Here is a 14,327-nt window from a genome sequence, read left to right as displayed (position 1 = left end):
GATCCTGCCGCGGCATCGGCAGCACGCGGTTTTTTGCGTCCCTCAGCCCGCCGCCGCCAGTCGGCTGAAGGTCGCCCGGTAGGCGCTCGGGGTGAGGCCGGTGCGGCGGGTGATGTGGGTGCGTAGGGAGTCCGCGCTGCCCAGGCCGCTGGACGCGGCGACCCGGTCCATCGCGAGGGAGGTCGTCTCCAGGAGTTCCTTGGCCCGCTCGATGCGCTGGTGCAGGAGCCACTGGAGCGGGCTCACGCCGCTCTCGGCGTGGAAGCGGCGGGTCAGGGTGCGCACACTGACGCCCGCGTGCCGGGCCAGGTCGGTGAGGGTGAGAGGTTTGTCGAGGTTGCGCATGGCCCAGCCCCGGGTGTCCGCGCAGACCACGCCCCGCTCGGCGGGCAGCGGGGTCTGGGTGAACTGGGTCTGGCCGCCCGGCCGCACCGGTGCGACCAGGGCCTGGCGGGCCACCGCGTTGGCGACGGCGGCGCCGTAGTCGGTGCGGATGATGTGCAGACACAGGTCGATCCCTGCGGCGTACCCGGAGGAGGTCATCACATTGCCGTCCTGCACGTACAGGACGTCGCCCTTGAGGTCGAGCGCCGGATAGCGTCTGCGCAGCTCCTCGGCGAGCTCCCAGTACGTGGTGGCGCTGCGCCCGTCGAGCAGTCCCGCCTCGGCGAGCACGAACGCGCCGCTGCAGATGGACGCGATACGCACGCCCCGGGCGGCCGCCGCCGCGACGGCGCTCACCGTACGGGGGTCCACCTCGTAGCGCTGCCCCGTCCCGGCGACCAGCACCGTGTCGGCGTCCTCCACCGCGTCCAGGCCCCGGGCCACGTACAGGTCGAGGCCGCCGGTGGTGGCGACCGGGCCGGGCTCGGGGGTGCACACGACCACCTCGTACCCGGGGCCGCCGTCGATCTCCACCTTCGCGAAGAGCAGTTCCGGGATGGCCAGGTTGAACATCGAGACGGGCGAGGGCGCGACGACCGCGACCCGGTGCAGCGGCATGGCCAGAACCTCCGGACGTATGGCATTCGGGCCACTACTGTACGCGGCCCGCACTCGCCAGGCTGAGGGCATGCCAACCAATGCCACGCTCCAACCCGCATTCGCCGAGCACGAGTTGAGCCGGAAGCCGGCGCGGGGGTCCTCCCCCGTGCTCACCCTCGCCGCCGCCCTGCTCGGATTCGCCCTGATCACTCTGGACGCCTCCGTGGTGAACGTGGCGCTGCCCGCGATCGGCGGCGACCTCGGCGGCGGCATGTCGGGCCTCCAGTGGGTGGTGGACGCCTACACGCTCGCGTTCGCCGCGCTCATGCTCTCGACCGGGGCGTTCGCCGACCGGATCGGCCCGGCGAAGGCGTACGCGCTCGGCATCGTCGTCTTCACTCTGGCCTCGGCCGCCTGCGGTCTCGCACCGGACCTCGGTGTGCTCATCGGTGCGCGGGTGGTGCAGGGCGTGGCCGCCGCGGTGGTGCTGCCCGCCTCCCTCGCCCTGGTGCGCCAGGCCTACCCGGATCCGGCGCGCAGGGCCAGGGCGGTGGCGCTCTGGGCGGCCGGCGGTTCGGTCGCCGTCGCGCTCGGCCCGGTCGCGGGCGGCGCGCTGACCACCGTCTGGGACTGGCGGGGGATCTTCTTCGTCAACCTGCCGCTCGGAGTCGCGGCCCTGGCCCTGACCACCCGCGCCCCGCGCGCCGCACGCCGCCCCGCCCCGCTCGACCTGCCGGGCCAGCTGACGGCCGCCGTGGCGCTGGCCGCGCTCGCCTTCGCGGTGATCGAGCAGGGCGCGGTACGCATCGCGGCGGGGGTGGTCGCGCTGACCGCGGGGGTCGCGTTCCGGCTGGTCGAGCGGCGGGCGGCGCATCCGGTGGTGCCGCTCGGTCTGTTCCGCAGCCGGGCGGTGACCGTCTCCATCGGCGCGGGCGCCGCGGCCAGCGTCGCCTTCTACGGTGTCGTCTTCGTCTTCAGCCTCTACTTCCAGCGGGTGCGCGGCGAATCCGCGCTGACCGCCGGGCTGATGTTCCTGCCGATGACGGTGCTGATCCCCGTCATGAACGTACTGTCCGGCAAACTGTCGAACCGGTTCGGGCCGCGCATCCCGATGCTGATGGGTCAACTCACGGCCCTGGCGGGCCTGTTGGCACTGCTGCTCGTCGACGGGAACACCCCGACGCTGCTCGCCGCGTTCCTGATGGTCCCCCTCGCGCTGGGCTGCGGCCTCTCGGTGCCCGCGCTGACCGCCGCGATGATGGAGGCGCTGCCACCGGAACGGGCCGGACTCGCGGCCGGGGTGCTCAACGCGGGCCGGCAGGTCGCCGGAGCCCTCAGCATCGCGGTGTTCGGCTCGCTGGTGGCGGGCGGCGCCGGGTTCGTGCCGGGGCTGCGCGTCAGCCTGCTGGCCTCGGCCGCCCTGTTCGCCGTGTCCGCCCTGGCCACACTGCGGACGCGGAAGGATCTGGCGTAGGTTCCCGTAAGTCGTCGAAAGTCGTCGTCGTGGGTCCTTGACCCTCACACCGTGTCAGGCCGTGAACTCGGAGCCATCATGTTCACCATCGGAGACTTCGCCCGGCACGGCCGCGTATCGGTCCGCATGCTGCGTCACTACGACGCGACGGGACTGCTGCGCCCCGCCCACGTCGACCCCGCCACCGGCTACCGCTTCTACACCGCCGCCCAGCTCGCCCGCCTCAACCGCGTGATCGCCCTGAAGGACCTCGGCTTCACCCTCCAGCAGGTGGGCGAGATCCTGGACGACACGCTGGACACCGAGGAACTGCGTGGCATGCTGCGCCTGCGGCGCTCCGAGCTGGAGGACGCCGTGGCGGCGGCGCGGGCACGACTGATCCAGGTCGAGGCGAGGCTCCGGTCGATCGAGAGTGAGGGTCACATGCCCGTCCACGACGTCGTACTGAAGAATCTGCCCGCGGTACGGGTGGCCGAACTGAGCGCCACCGCCGCCGGCTACGAGCCCGGGGACATCTCCCCCGTGATCCGGCCGCTCTACGAGGAACTCTTCCGGCGCCTGGAGGAGGCCGGGATCGCCCCGACCGGACCGGGCATCGCCTATTACGAGGACGCACCGGGAGGTGGCGGCGCGATCGTCGTGCACGCAGGTGTCCAGGTCTCGGCGGCGCCGCGGGACGTGGACGGGCTGCGGGTGCACGACCTGCCCGCCGTCGAGCGGGCGGCGACCGTCGTGCACCGCGGCTCGATGGACTCGGTACTGCCGACCGCCCAGAGCCTGGCGCGCTGGATCGACGCGCACGGGCACCGTTCGGTGGGCTATCCGCGCGAGGTCAATCTGGAGTGTCCGGCGGACACGGCGCAGTGGGTGACGGAACTCCAGGAGCCGATCGCCTGACGGGCCGGGGACGCCCGCGCCCCCGGCACCGGCCCCGCCGGGGGCGCGGGGAACGGCGCGAGCGGCCCCCGCCGGCCCGCCGCTACCCCGGCGTGCCGTTCACCCGCCGCGGCAGCCCCAGCGGGTTGCCGTCGCGCAGCTCCGGCGGGAGCAGGGCCTCGGGGGTGCTCTGGTAGGTGACCGGACGCAGCCAGCGTTCCACGGCGGTGGCGCCCACCGAGGTGGAGGTGGAGGTCGTCGCCGGGTAGGGGCCGCCGTGGTGCTGGGCGGGGGCGACCGCGACACCGGTGGGCCAGCCGTCGACCAGGACGCGGCCCGCCAACTGGGTCAGCTCCGCGATGAGTTGGGCGCCGCCCCCCTCGCCCCGCGCCTCGGCGCCGGAGAGCTGGAGCGTGGCGGTGAGGTTGCCGGGCAGACGCGAGAGCACCGCGCCGATCTCGGACTCGTCCGCGTACCGCGCGACGACGGTGACCGGCCCGAAGCACTCCTCCAGGAGCAGGTCGTGCGCGCCCTCCTCGGCGAGCAGCGCGGCCGGTACGGTCAGGAAGCCGCCGCTCACCGTGTGTTCGCCGCCCGCGCCGGGGGTGACCGGGGCCTCGACTCCGGGCAGCGCGGCCCGCTCGGCGACCCCGGCGACGAACGCGTCCCGCATCCGGTGGTCGAGCATGACCCCGGCGTCGGTGTCGCTGACGGCCGCGGTGAGCGCCTTGAGCAGGGCGTCGCCCGCCGCGCCCCCGGGTGCGAGGACGAAGCCGGGCTTGGTGCAGAACTGGCCGACGCCCATGGTCATCGATGCGCCGAGCCCGGCCCCGATCCCCTCGCCCCGCTCCTCGGCGGCGGCCGCCGTCACCACGACGGGGTTGAGGGAGCCGAGCTCGCCGTGGAAGGGGATGGGCACGGGGCGCGACGCCGCCGCGTCGAACAGGGCGCGCCCGCCGCGCACCGAGCCGGTGAACCCGGCGGCCGACACCAGCGGATGGCGTACGAGCTCGACGCCCGCGGTGAAGCCGTGCACGAGGACGACGACGTCCTCGGGCAGCCCCACCTGGGCGGCCGCGCGGCGCAGCAGCGAGACACAGAGCTCGGAGGTGGCCGGGTGGTCGGGGTGCGCCTTGACGACGACCGGGCAGCCGGCCGCGAGCGCGCTGGCGGTGTCGCCGCCGGGCACGGAGAAGGCGAGCGGGAAGTTGGAGGCCGAGTAGACGGCGACGACCCCGAGCGGGATCTTGGTCCGTCGCAGGTCCGGCCACGGCGGGGTCCGGGACGGGTCGGCGTGGTCGATCCGTATGTCGAGGAAGGACCCGTCCTCGACGGCCTCGGCGAACGCCCTCAACTGGGCCGTGGTTCGCGCCAGTTCACCGGTGAGGCGGACGGGGCCGAGCGCCGTCTCGGCGTCGGCGGCCTCCACCACGTGAGCGGCGGACGCGTCCAGGAGGTCCGCCGCGGCCCGCAGGAAGACGGCGCGTACGCTCAGGTCCGCCAGCGCCCCGAGCGTGGCGCGTGCCGCCCGGACCGCCTGGTCGACCTCCTCGGGTGTGGCTTCGACCGCAACCTCTTCACGCGGCTTCCCCGTTCGGGGGTCGACACTCCAGACTGGTGCTGCTGTGCTCACCGCGTTGTCCTTCCACTGCCGGTCCGCTGCTGCCGCCCACCAGGACTTGTTCGGTATTCTGAACAGAGTTCCCGATGCTGAATATGCTCAATATGCTGGGACTCTATTAACGGGCGTTCCGCCTTGGCAAGAAGCCTCGGCGAGAAGAAGCGGGGTACGGGATGTCGGCTGCCGATTCGGGTGGAGCACAGGTCAAGTCCGCGGTGCGGACCGTGGAGTTGCTGGAGTATTTCGCGGGACGGCCCGGAATGCACTCCCTGGCCGCCGTGCAGGAGGCGGTCGGCTACCCCAAGTCCAGCCTCTACATGCTGCTCCGCACCCTGGTGGAGCTCGGCTGGGTGGAGACCGACGCCACCGGCACCCGGTACGGGATCGGTGTGCGGGCCCTGCTGGTGGGCACCTCCTACATCGACGGCGACGAGGTGGTGGCGGCGGCCCGCCCCACCCTGGACCGGCTCTCGGACGACACGACCGAGACCATTCACCTCGCCCGGCTCGACGGCACCAACGTCGTCTATCTCGCCACCCGCCAGTCCCAGCACTATCTGCGCCCCTTCACCCGCGTCGGCCGTCGGCTGCCCGCGCACTCGACGTCGCTCGGCAAGGCGCTGCTCGCCACCCACAGCGACGAGCAGGTGCGCAAGCTGCTCCCGGAGACGCTCCAGCAGCTCACCGAGCACACGATCACCGACCGCGAAAAGCTCATCGAGGAGCTGCACCTCGTCCGCGAGCAGGGTTACGCCGTGGACCGCGAGGAGAACACGCTCGGACTGCGCTGCTTCGGCGTGGCGATCCCGTACCGCACCCCGGCACGCGACGCGATCAGCTGCTCGGTGCCGGTGGCCCGCCTGACCCCGGCCCACGAACAGACGGTGAAGGACGCCCTGTTGGACGCCCGGGACCGCCTGACCCTGGCCACCCGCCGCCTCTGACCCGGGCCAGGCACCCCCGCGACGCCGGTTGCCAAAGGGGTGCGGGGACCTGAGCGGCCATCCTCCACCGGACCGCGGACGAACGACGACAGCGACGGTGCCGCCTGCTCCCACCCGGCCGGGTTCGGCGGCCACCGCCTGCTGGGGCGGCCCGCTCCGGCTCGCGTCCGCCGTGTCCGGCGCCGCGGGCCGGCCCACCCCTGCGATGAACCTCACCTACGCTGTCCCCATGGTCACCGGTCCGGCCGTGGTCGCCCCGGGCGCCCGCTTCCTCGCAGCGCGCTCCCGGCACACGAACGTCCCCGCGGGCCCCGGCGACGCCCTGTGATACGCGCCCTGTTCGGCGCACGGGCCCGGCGCCGCTGGGTCCATCTGGTCATCGGCGGGGCCCTGTTGATGCCGTACTTCCTGGTCGGCACGGTCATCGTCGCCTCCGTCGGCCGGCCCGATGTCAGCCCCTTCGGCTCGTTCCCTCTCCCGCTCGTCACGCTCGCCGTCGCGCTCCCCTTCCCCGCCGTGACCGCGCTGGTGCCGATCGCGCGGCCGCTGCTCGTGTTCGGCGTCCGGACGCTGTGCGGGGTGGACCCGGCGGCGCTCGCCGACCGGCCCTCCCGCTCGTGGGACGCCCGGCTGCGCGCGGCCGCCTGGTACACGCTGCACGTCACGGCCGGCGGGATCCTGAGCGGAATGAGCCTGGCTCTGCCCCCGTTCGCGGTGCTCCTGATGGCACTGCCCGTCTTCCCGGGCCTGCGCCACACCCCGTACGACGCATTCGGGCCCCTCGCCACCGGCTGGGGCGTCGCGCTCGCGCCGTTCGCCGGGATCGTGCTGCTGCTCGGGCTCGCGGCGTGCTCGGCGGCGGCCGGTGCGCTGCTGGCGCGGCTCGCTCCGGTCCTGCTCGGGCCCACCCCCGCCGACCGGCTGGCCGCGGCGGAGCGGCGCGCGACGGAGCTGGCCGTACGCAACCGGCTCGCGCGGGAGCTCCACGACTCCGTGGGCCACGCCCTGAGTGCCGTGACCCTCCAGGCGGGCGCGGCGCGTCGCGTCCTCGACGACGACCGCGCGTTCGCACGGGAGGCGCTGACCGCGATCGAGGAGACCGCCCGGCATACGGTGGGCGAACTCGACGCCGTCCTCGGTCTGTTGCGCCAGGACGGCGCCGACCTCGCCGGTCCCGGCCCGACCGCTCCCGGCCTCCACGCCCTCGATGATCTGCTGATCCGCACCGGCCTGGAGGTCGCGTACTGCGTGCGGGGCGATCCGGGGGCGGTGCCCGAGCTGGTCTCGCGTGAGGCGTACCGGATCGTCCAGGAGGGGCTGAGCAACGCGGTGCGGCACGGAACCGGTCGTACGGTGACCCTGCATGTCGCGGTCGCCGACGGAGAGTTGGAGATGGTGATGGAGAACCCCGCGTCCGGGGCGGCGCCGGTGGTGCGTCCCGGCGGCGGCCGTGGTCTGCGCGGCATGGCCGAACGGGCCGCCCTTCTTGGCGGGCACGCCACGGCGGGCTCCGAGGGCGGCGTGTGGCGGCTCCGTGCACGCCTTCCGCTCGGTGGCGCGCGACGACCGGCCCGAGCCGCACGGTGAACGACACGAGCCGCACGGTGGACGACCCGAGCCGTGCCATGGCCGACCCGAGCCGGCGGGGCGGCGACACGCGCCGCGTGGCGGGCGGCACGATCCGCGTGGTCGTCGCGGACGACGAGCGGATGGTGCGCACGGCGCTGCGGGTGATCCTCGACGCCGAGCCCGACCTGGAGGTCGTCGGCGAGGCCACCACCGGCGCCGGGGCGATCCCGGTCGTGCGCGCCACGCGTCCCGACGTGGTCCTGATGGACGTACGGATGCCCGAGGTCGACGGCATCCGCGCCACCGAACAGATCCTGGCGTCCATGGCGGCGCCGCCCAGGATCGTCGTGGTGACGACGTTCGAGAACGACAGCTACGTGTACGACGCGCTGCGCGCGGGCGCCTCGGGGTTCTTGTTGAAGCGGGCCGCCGCCGAGGAACTGATCCAGGCGGTCCGCCTGGTGGCGCGCAGCGACTCGCTCCTCTTCCCCGCCCGGCTGCGCGAGCTGGCGGCCCGGCACTGCCCCACGCCGCTCCCGGCGCCGTGGGCGGCCCGTCTGACCGAGCGGGAGGCGCAGGTGCTGCGGCTGATGACGACGGGGCTCACCAACGCCGAGATCGCCGGGCGGATGGGCGTGGGCCCGGCCACGGTCAAGACCCATGTCGCCTCGGTCCTGGCCAAGACGGGCACCCGTGACCGCACCCAGGCGGTGATCGCGGCGTACGAGTCGGGGTTCGTGCGGCCCGTGCCACCCGCGCGGCCCCGATGAAGGTTTTCTGAGAAACCCGGCCGGCAGGAACCCCGCGCCCGGTCCCGTCCGTCGTGCGTATGGGATGAACAAGACAATCAGGCGCGCCTCGGTCTTCTGTCTGCTGATGGTGCTCGCCCTCCTCGGACGAGCCACCTATGTGCAGTTCTACAAAGGCCAGGCCCTCGCGGACGACAAGCTGAACCGGCGGAACACCATCGCGGAGTACGCGCAGCCGCTCGGGGACATCATCGTGGCCGGATCCCCGGTCACCGATTCGGAAAGGACGAAGAGCGGCGACCTCGCCTACCGGCGCGGCTACAAGGACGGACCGATGTACGCGCCCGTCACCGGCTTCGCGTCACAGGTGTTCGGCTCGACGCAGCTGGAGGGGATCTACTCCAAGGTCCTCGCCGGCAGCGACCCGCGCATGCAGAACCCCTTCGGCGCGCTCACCGGGCAGCGCGGGGCCGGCGGCGATGTGCTGACCACCATCGACCCGGCCGTGCAGAAGGCCGGTTACCGTGCGCTCGGCACCAAGGAGGGCGCGGCGGTCGCGATGGATCCGAAGACCGGGCGCATCCTCGGCATGGTCTCCACGCCGTCGTACGATCCGTCGAAGATCGCCGGGTCGTCGTCGGCGGACGGCGACGCGTGGAAGCAGCTGTCGGAGGACAAGAGCCAGCCGATGCTCAACCGGGCGCTGCGCCAGCCGCTCGCGCCGGGGTCCACGTTCAAGCTGGTGGTGGCGTCGGCGGCGCTGGAGGCCGGCCTCTACCCGGACATCGACGCCAGGACCGACAGCCCCAACCCGTACCGGATGCCGGGCACGACGACGGACCTGCGCAACGAGTCGGCCTCCGCGCCGTGCGAGAACGCCTCGATCCGTGTGGCGCTCGAATACTCCTGCAACAACGTGTTCGGCAAGATGGCCGTGGACCTGGGGCAGGACAAGGTGCGGGCGATGGCCGAGAAGTTCGGCTTCAACGACGCCGCCCTGGACGTGCCGGTCCGCGCGGCCACGAGTGTGTATCCGAAGGACATGGACAAGTCGTCGACGGCGCTGTCGGGCATCGGGCAGTTCGATGTGACCGCGACGCCGATGCAGATGGCCATGGTGTCGGCCGCCATTGCCAACGATGGCGTGATGTCCTCGCCGCACATGGTGTCCAAGGTGACGGACTCCAAGGGGAGCACGCTGCAGTCGTACGCGGACTCCGACGGGAAGCGGATCATGTCGTCGAAGACGGCGCGGGCGATGTACGGCGCGATGGTCTCGGTGGTCACCGACGGCACGGCGTCCAACGCGAAGACGCCCGGCCTCGAAGTCGGCGCCAAGACGGGCACGGCGCAGCACGGGGTGAACAACTCCAAGAAGCCGTACGCCTGGTTCACCTCGTTCGCCAAGGACCCGAGGACCGGCAAGGAGGTCGCGGTCGCCGTGGTCATCCAGGATTCCGACGCCGAGCGCACCGAGGTCAGCGGCAACGGCCTGGCGGGCCCGGTGGCCCAGGCCATGATGAAGGCCGCGCTGGCCTCCTCGTGACCCGCGGTCCCGGTCCGGTGCGCGCACGGACGGCGCGCGCACCGGACCGGTCGCTCGTGCGGGGGCGGTCCGCCGGTTACGGCAGGAAGTACATCGGGTTGGGGATCTTGTAGGTGTTGTCGGCGTGGCCGCCCGAGAGGTCGGTGTACTGGTCGCCGAGGTTGGCGACGATGGTGTAGCCGAGCGACTCGATGTGCTTGCGGGTGCCCGCCTTGTAGTCGACGGTCGAGCAGGTCCAGGAGGGCTTCGCGCAGCTCAGGTACGCCGGCGGGTTGGCCTTGTCCTTGAGGAAGAAGTGCGCGGCGTCGACCGGCACGTCGTAGCCCGCCTTGGTGAGGTTGACGGCGCTCGCGGTGCGCTGCGAGGCGTCGCGGCCGGTGAGGAAGAAGACCGTGACGCCGTTCCTGGCCGCGTAGTTGACGAGGTCCGGCATGCCGAACACGGCGATGGACCGGGCGCTCTGTACGTAGGCGTCGAAGGCGGCCGCGTTGTAGGCGAAGCCGTTCTTCTTCTCGTAGTCGTACGTCAGCAGCGTCGTGTCGTCGACGTCGAGCACGATGGCGGGCTTACGGCCGTCCCGCCCCGGGTGCTCGGCGGCGTGCTTGATCTGCCGCTTGGCGCGCGCCTCGATGTCGGCGACCTGCTTGGCGTAGTTGCTCTTGGGCGAGGCCTGGTAGGCGCCGGAGGCGTCGGCCGTCCCGCCGTAGTACGCGTTGATCTTGTCTTCGACCTTGGTGATGTTGGGGATCTCCCGGTCCGACTTCGGGGTGGCGTTGTCGGCCGAGGCCGCACCAACGCCGTAGAAGGCGGCACCGGTGAGGGAGAGGGCAGCGGTCGTCGCCGCGGCTTTGGTGAGAATGCGCATGGCCGCTTGTCTACGCGCATCACACGCGCCCCGCCAGGGGAAATGCCGAAATCTTTGCCGCACCGTGTCCTTGACGGGGTTTCACGGCGGGTGCCCGGTGTCGGCGTTCGGATAGGTAGGCGGCCCGTGTTCCCGTAGGCAATCCGCCCGATCCGCGGGGGCCCGTCCGGTGGCCACGATGGGCGCCGTGAACAGGCATCTCCACGGCACGGCGGTCGTCCGCGTCCTGCGCGACCGGAACGCCGCGCTCTTCCTGACCGGTGTGGTCGTCTCGGGCTTCGGGTCGTCCGCGATGTGGCTGACCTCCGGGATCTGGGTCAAGTCGCTCACCGGATCGGACGGTCTGGCGGCGCTCACGGCGTGCGCGCTGTGGCTGCCGTCGATGGCGGGCCCGGTGCTCGGCACCGTCGCCGACCGGGTGCGCCGCCGCCCGCTCCTGGTGGCGGCCAATCTGACGATGACCGCTCTGCTCCCGCTGCTCGTGGCCGCCGACGCCCCCGCACGGATCTGGCTGCTCTTCGCCGTCCTCGTGCTGTACGGAGTGAACGGCGTGGTGCAGGACGCGGCCGAGGCGGCCCTGGTCGCCACCACGCTCGACGCGGAGTTGCTCGGCGACTTCAACGGGCTGCGGATGACGGCCAACGAGGGCATGAAGCTCCTCGCTCCGCTCACCGGCGCCGGGCGCTACGCCCGCTTCGGCGGCCCGGCGGTCGCCCTCCTCGACGCGGGCACCTTCCTCCTGGCCGCGGGCGTCTTCTCGCTGGTCCGGTCGGACGAGCCGCGCGCACGGCCGGGAAAGCGGGGGACGGCGGAGCCGCCGGCCACGGCCACGGCCCTGATGGCCGAAACGAAGGCGGGCGTGCGCCACTTGTGGGGCTCAGCGGTCCTGCGCCCCCTGGTGCTCGCCGGCGCCGCGACGCTGTTCCTCGCGAGCCTGATCAGTTCGGCGTCGTACGCGGTGGTCGACAAGGGTCTTGGCCACGCGCCGGGGTTCATCGGGGTCCTGTACGCCGTGCAGGGCGCGGGATCGGTCTGCGTCGGGGTGCTGTCCGGGCCGTTGCTGCGCCGGCTGCCGGCCCGGGTCTTCGGCGCCCTGGGCGCCGGGGTGTTCGCGTCCGCGGTCTGTCTGCGGGCGGTTCCCGGCGACGCGGTGGCGTTCGGCTGCGCCTTCGCGGTGGGGGCGGGCCTGCCGTGCGTGCTGATCGCGTCGCTGACATCGGTGCAGCGCGAGACCCCGGCACATCTGGTGGGGCGGGTGTCGGCCACGGCGAACACGCTCCTGTTCGCCCCGAACGCGGTGGCCCTCGCGCTGGGTTCGGGGCTCGTCGCGGTGGTGGACCACCGGGTGATGCTGCCGGTGACGGGGGCGGTGGGGCTGGTGGTCGCGGGGTGGCTTCTCCTGGCTCCATCCCGCGAGCCGGCTACCCCAGCGCCCCCGACCGGCGGATCCGCTCCAGGTCCGTATCCGATGCCAACCCCGCGTGATACAGGCGCAGTTGAGTAGCCCCGTGCGCCGCGGCGCGGGCGGCGTCGTCCGCCAGCGCCTCGGGCCGACCGCCCATCCCCGACACCACGGTCAGGTTGGCCGCGAGCACGGCGCCGGGGGCGGCGCATGCCGCGAACGGGTCCAGGAGTTCCGGCCCGGCCGCGCAGGGCACCACGACGCCGTCCGCCACGCCGAGGACGTGCGCCGGGTCGGCCCCCGCGTCGGCCCCGCACCGATCGGGCCGCGGATCCGCGTGCAGCAGCACCTGGAACCCCGCGCCGGCCCGCTCCCGTACCGCCGCTACGGCCGACTCCTGGAGCTCGCGGGCGACGCGCGTACGGAAGGCCAGGGTCGCCGCGAGCAGTTCCCCGCCCGCCTCCACGAGCGGGTCCGCGGCCGGCCCGCCCCGCCACACCGGCTCCAGCGCCCGCCGCACCCGGTCCTTCAACTCACGCATGTCCAGACCGACCTGGGCGTATCCCTGCGCACAGGAGGAACAGAAGCACAGCGACATCAGGTACTGCGCGGTGCCGTCGAGCGCCACGCCCGCGATCTTGTCGTGGGCGTGCAGATGGGCCAGTCCGTACCAGCCGCAGGATTCGAGTTCGGTGCCCGAGGCGCCGGGACGGACGGCCGCCTCCGCGGCGAGGGCGACGAGGTGGGCCCGGACCCGGGGCTGGGCGATACAGGGAGCCCAGGGGTAGCGGTCGCCGTACGCGTTGACCACGGAGGTCTCGGGGTGATCGGCCCCGAGCCGGGAGTTGTGGGCGAGCACCACCCAGGAGTGGACGTCCAGACCGGCCGCCGCCAGCGCCTGTGCGGCCCGGCCGAAGGCGTCACCGGGCGCCCAGGAACCCGCGGCGTGGGGCCTCAACTCCCTGCCCCGCCAGTACGGTTCGTCCGGCGGGTACAGCAGGGCCGCGTGCTCGGCCGTGACGACGCGGTGGCGGGGATGGCGCGGCGTCAGGGCGCGGGTGGAGTGGTAGGCGGAGGCGAGCGTGACCTGGCCGACGCCGAGGTCCGCGATGCGGGCCGGGGCGTCCGGATCGCCCACGACGTCCCAGGGATAGAGGAACGCGGACGCCTTCACTCGGCCGCCCCGCCGCCCCCGGCGCCCCCGGACTCCGCCGGCCCGCCCGGCTCGGCGGCGGGCAGCAGTGCCCGGCCCCGTTCGATCAGCACGGCCAGCTGCTCGATGTGGTCGGCGTCCGGCTCGCTCAGCGGGGGCCGGACCTCGCCCACGTCGAGCCCGCCGAGCCGCACCCCCGCCTTGACCAGCGAAACGGCGTACCCGCGGCCCTGGTTGCGCAGCTCCACGAGCGGCACGAAGAAGCCGTCGAGCAGCCGGTTGGCGAGCTCGTCGTCGCCCGATGCGAGGGCGTGGTGGAAGGCCAGCGCGATGTCGGGGGCGAAGCAGAAGACGGCCGAGGAGTACAGGGTGATGCCGATGCCCCGGTAGGCGAGGCCGGTGAGTTCGGCGGTGGGGAGGCCGTTGAAGTAGAGCGGGTCGAGCCCCGCCGACCGTACGGCGCTGACGATGCGCTGCATCAGGTCGAGGTCTCCCAGACCGTCCTTGAAGCCGATGACGCCGTCGACGCGGGCGAGCGCGACGGCGGTCTCGGGGGTGAGGACGGCGTTGTCGCGCTGGTAGACGATGACGTCGAGCCGGGTCGACGCGGCCAGTTCGCTGTAGTGGGCGAGCAGACCGGCCTGGTCGGCGACGACGAGGTAGGGCGGCATCGCGAGCAGCCCGTCGGCGCCCCCCTCCTCGGCGAGCCGGGCGTACTGCACGGCGAGGGCGGTGCCGTATCCGGCGCCGGCCACCACGGGGACCCGCCCCGCGCTCTCCTCGACGGCGGCCGCGACACAGGCCCGGAACTCCTGCGGGGTCAGGGCGTGGAACTCCCCCGTGCCGCAGCAGGCGAACACCGCGGCCGCGCCGGCCTCGATCCCCTGCCGCACATGCGCGCGGAAGACGCCGAGGTCGAGGCTGCTGTCCGGTGCGTACGCGGTCACGGGGAAGAACAGCGGACCGCTGACGCGGGTGAGACGGGCGGCGAGCGGGGCTGAGGTCACGGGCTGCTCCCTGGGCGAGGACCGTCGTGCACAGGCGCGCACCGACGCGCACCGGCGTGCACCGGCGCATACCGGTGTGCACAGTTCTGACTGTCGTCCATATCTCTGAACATACGCACGCTAGGCCGGCCGTCGGG

The 14,327-nt window shown here is 73.1% G+C and carries 13 protein-coding genes; 8 read left to right on the top strand and 5 right to left on the bottom strand.

The window, feature by feature from the left end; translation table 11 throughout:
* Positions 1–42 precede the first annotated feature (42 nt).
* Positions 43–1,002, bottom strand: coding sequence for a GlxA family transcriptional regulator (locus OG432_RS27265; RefSeq protein ID WP_328313606.1), 960 nt, complete (start codon positions 1,000–1,002; stop codon positions 43–45).
* 70 nt (positions 1,003–1,072) lie between these two features.
* On the opposite strand from OG432_RS27265, the gene OG432_RS27260 reads away from it, so the two are divergent.
* Both OG432_RS27260 and OG432_RS27255 read left to right on the top strand, forming a co-directional pair.
* Positions 1,073–2,458 (top strand): MFS transporter, encoded by a 1,386-nt coding sequence (locus OG432_RS27260; protein ID WP_328313605.1) that lies wholly within the window; start codon positions 1,073–1,075, stop codon positions 2,456–2,458.
* Between the two features lie 78 nt (positions 2,459–2,536).
* Positions 2,537–3,355 carry a MerR family transcriptional regulator gene (locus tag OG432_RS27255; RefSeq protein ID WP_328315260.1) on the top strand — a complete coding sequence of 273 codons (819 nt, stop codon included), beginning with the start codon at positions 2,537–2,539 and terminating at the stop codon, positions 3,353–3,355.
* A gap of 82 nt (positions 3,356–3,437) precedes the next feature.
* Here OG432_RS27255 and OG432_RS27250 read toward each other — a convergent pair whose 3' ends face one another.
* Positions 3,438–4,967 carry an aldehyde dehydrogenase (NADP(+)) gene (locus OG432_RS27250; RefSeq protein ID WP_328313604.1) on the bottom strand — a complete coding sequence of 510 codons (1,530 nt, stop codon included), beginning with the start codon at positions 4,965–4,967 and terminating at the stop codon, positions 3,438–3,440.
* A 161-nt stretch (positions 4,968–5,128) separates the two neighbouring features.
* Between OG432_RS27250 and OG432_RS27245 the strand changes: the two genes are divergently transcribed.
* The 5 genes from OG432_RS27245 to OG432_RS27225 all read left to right on the top strand — a co-directional run bounded on the left by OG432_RS27245 (position 5,129) and on the right by OG432_RS27225 (position 9,763).
* Positions 5,129–5,899: an IclR family transcriptional regulator gene (locus tag OG432_RS27245; protein WP_328313603.1), complete on the top strand. Its 771-nt coding sequence runs from the start codon at positions 5,129–5,131 to the stop codon at positions 5,897–5,899.
* 97 nt (positions 5,900–5,996) lie between these two features.
* Positions 5,997–6,227 carry a hypothetical protein gene (locus tag OG432_RS27240; protein ID WP_328313602.1) on the top strand — a complete coding sequence of 77 codons (231 nt, stop codon included), beginning with the start codon at positions 5,997–5,999 and terminating at the stop codon, positions 6,225–6,227.
* The gene (locus OG432_RS27235) at positions 6,224–7,486 is read left to right on the top strand and encodes a sensor histidine kinase (protein WP_328313601.1); all 1,263 of its coding nucleotides are present in this window, start codon (positions 6,224–6,226) and stop codon (positions 7,484–7,486) included. Before OG432_RS27240 ends, OG432_RS27235 begins: the two co-directional genes overlap by 4 nt.
* A 38-nt stretch (positions 7,487–7,524) precedes the next feature.
* Positions 7,525–8,238: a response regulator transcription factor gene (locus OG432_RS27230; RefSeq protein WP_328315259.1), complete on the top strand. Its 714-nt coding sequence runs from the start codon at positions 7,525–7,527 to the stop codon at positions 8,236–8,238.
* A gap of 64 nt (positions 8,239–8,302) precedes the next feature.
* Complete coding sequence (locus tag OG432_RS27225; RefSeq protein ID WP_328313600.1) at positions 8,303–9,763, top strand: peptidoglycan D,D-transpeptidase FtsI family protein; 1,461 nt, start codon at positions 8,303–8,305, stop codon at positions 9,761–9,763.
* 76 nt (positions 9,764–9,839) lie between these two features.
* On the opposite strand, the gene OG432_RS27220 is transcribed toward OG432_RS27225, so the two are convergent.
* Positions 9,840–10,628 carry an HAD family acid phosphatase gene (locus tag OG432_RS27220; protein WP_328313599.1) on the bottom strand — a complete coding sequence of 263 codons (789 nt, stop codon included), beginning with the start codon at positions 10,626–10,628 and terminating at the stop codon, positions 9,840–9,842.
* A 187-nt stretch (positions 10,629–10,815) separates the two neighbouring features.
* Between OG432_RS27220 and OG432_RS27215 the strand changes: the two genes are divergently transcribed.
* Entirely contained in the window at positions 10,816–12,132 is a 1,317-nt protein-coding gene (locus OG432_RS27215; RefSeq protein WP_328313598.1) for an MFS transporter, read from the top strand.
* Here the strand turns inward: OG432_RS27215 and OG432_RS27210 are convergent.
* Both OG432_RS27210 and OG432_RS27205 read right to left on the bottom strand, forming a co-directional pair.
* Entirely contained in the window at positions 12,050–13,204 is a 1,155-nt protein-coding gene (locus OG432_RS27210) for a hypothetical protein (protein ID WP_328313597.1), read from the bottom strand. The genes OG432_RS27215 and OG432_RS27210 overlap by 83 nt on opposite strands.
* Positions 13,201–14,190 (bottom strand): 5-dehydro-4-deoxyglucarate dehydratase, encoded by a 990-nt coding sequence (locus OG432_RS27205; protein WP_328313596.1) that lies wholly within the window; start codon positions 14,188–14,190, stop codon positions 13,201–13,203. The genes OG432_RS27210 and OG432_RS27205 overlap by 4 nt, the downstream gene beginning before the upstream one ends.
* Positions 14,191–14,327 lie beyond the last annotated feature (137 nt).

It is taken from the genome of Streptomyces sp. NBC_00442 (genome assembly GCF_036014195.1).
Classification (GTDB): Bacteria; Actinomycetota; Actinomycetes; order Streptomycetales; family Streptomycetaceae; genus Streptomyces.
Note: the sequence above shows the minus strand (reverse complement) of the source record. Positions and strands in the feature narration are given on the sequence as shown.

What these genes read in the sequence shown, in the direction of transcription:
- OG432_RS27265 (WP_328313606.1), bottom strand. Translation starts at nt 1,002, where the DNA reads ATGCCGCTGCACCGGGTCGCGGTCGTCGCGCCCTCGCCCGTCTCGATG.
- OG432_RS27260 (WP_328313605.1), top strand. Translation starts at nt 1,073, where the DNA reads ATGCCAACCAATGCCACGCTCCAACCCGCATTCGCCGAGCACGAGTTG.
- OG432_RS27255 (WP_328315260.1), top strand. Translation starts at nt 2,537, where the DNA reads ATGTTCACCATCGGAGACTTCGCCCGGCACGGCCGCGTATCGGTCCGC.
- OG432_RS27245 (WP_328313603.1), top strand. Translation starts at nt 5,129, where the DNA reads ATGTCGGCTGCCGATTCGGGTGGAGCACAGGTCAAGTCCGCGGTGCGG.
- OG432_RS27230 (WP_328315259.1), top strand. Translation starts at nt 7,525, where the DNA reads ATGGCCGACCCGAGCCGGCGGGGCGGCGACACGCGCCGCGTGGCGGGC.
- OG432_RS27225 (WP_328313600.1), top strand. Translation starts at nt 8,303, where the DNA reads ATGAACAAGACAATCAGGCGCGCCTCGGTCTTCTGTCTGCTGATGGTG.
- OG432_RS27220 (WP_328313599.1), bottom strand. Translation starts at nt 10,628, where the DNA reads ATGCGCATTCTCACCAAAGCCGCGGCGACGACCGCTGCCCTCTCCCTC.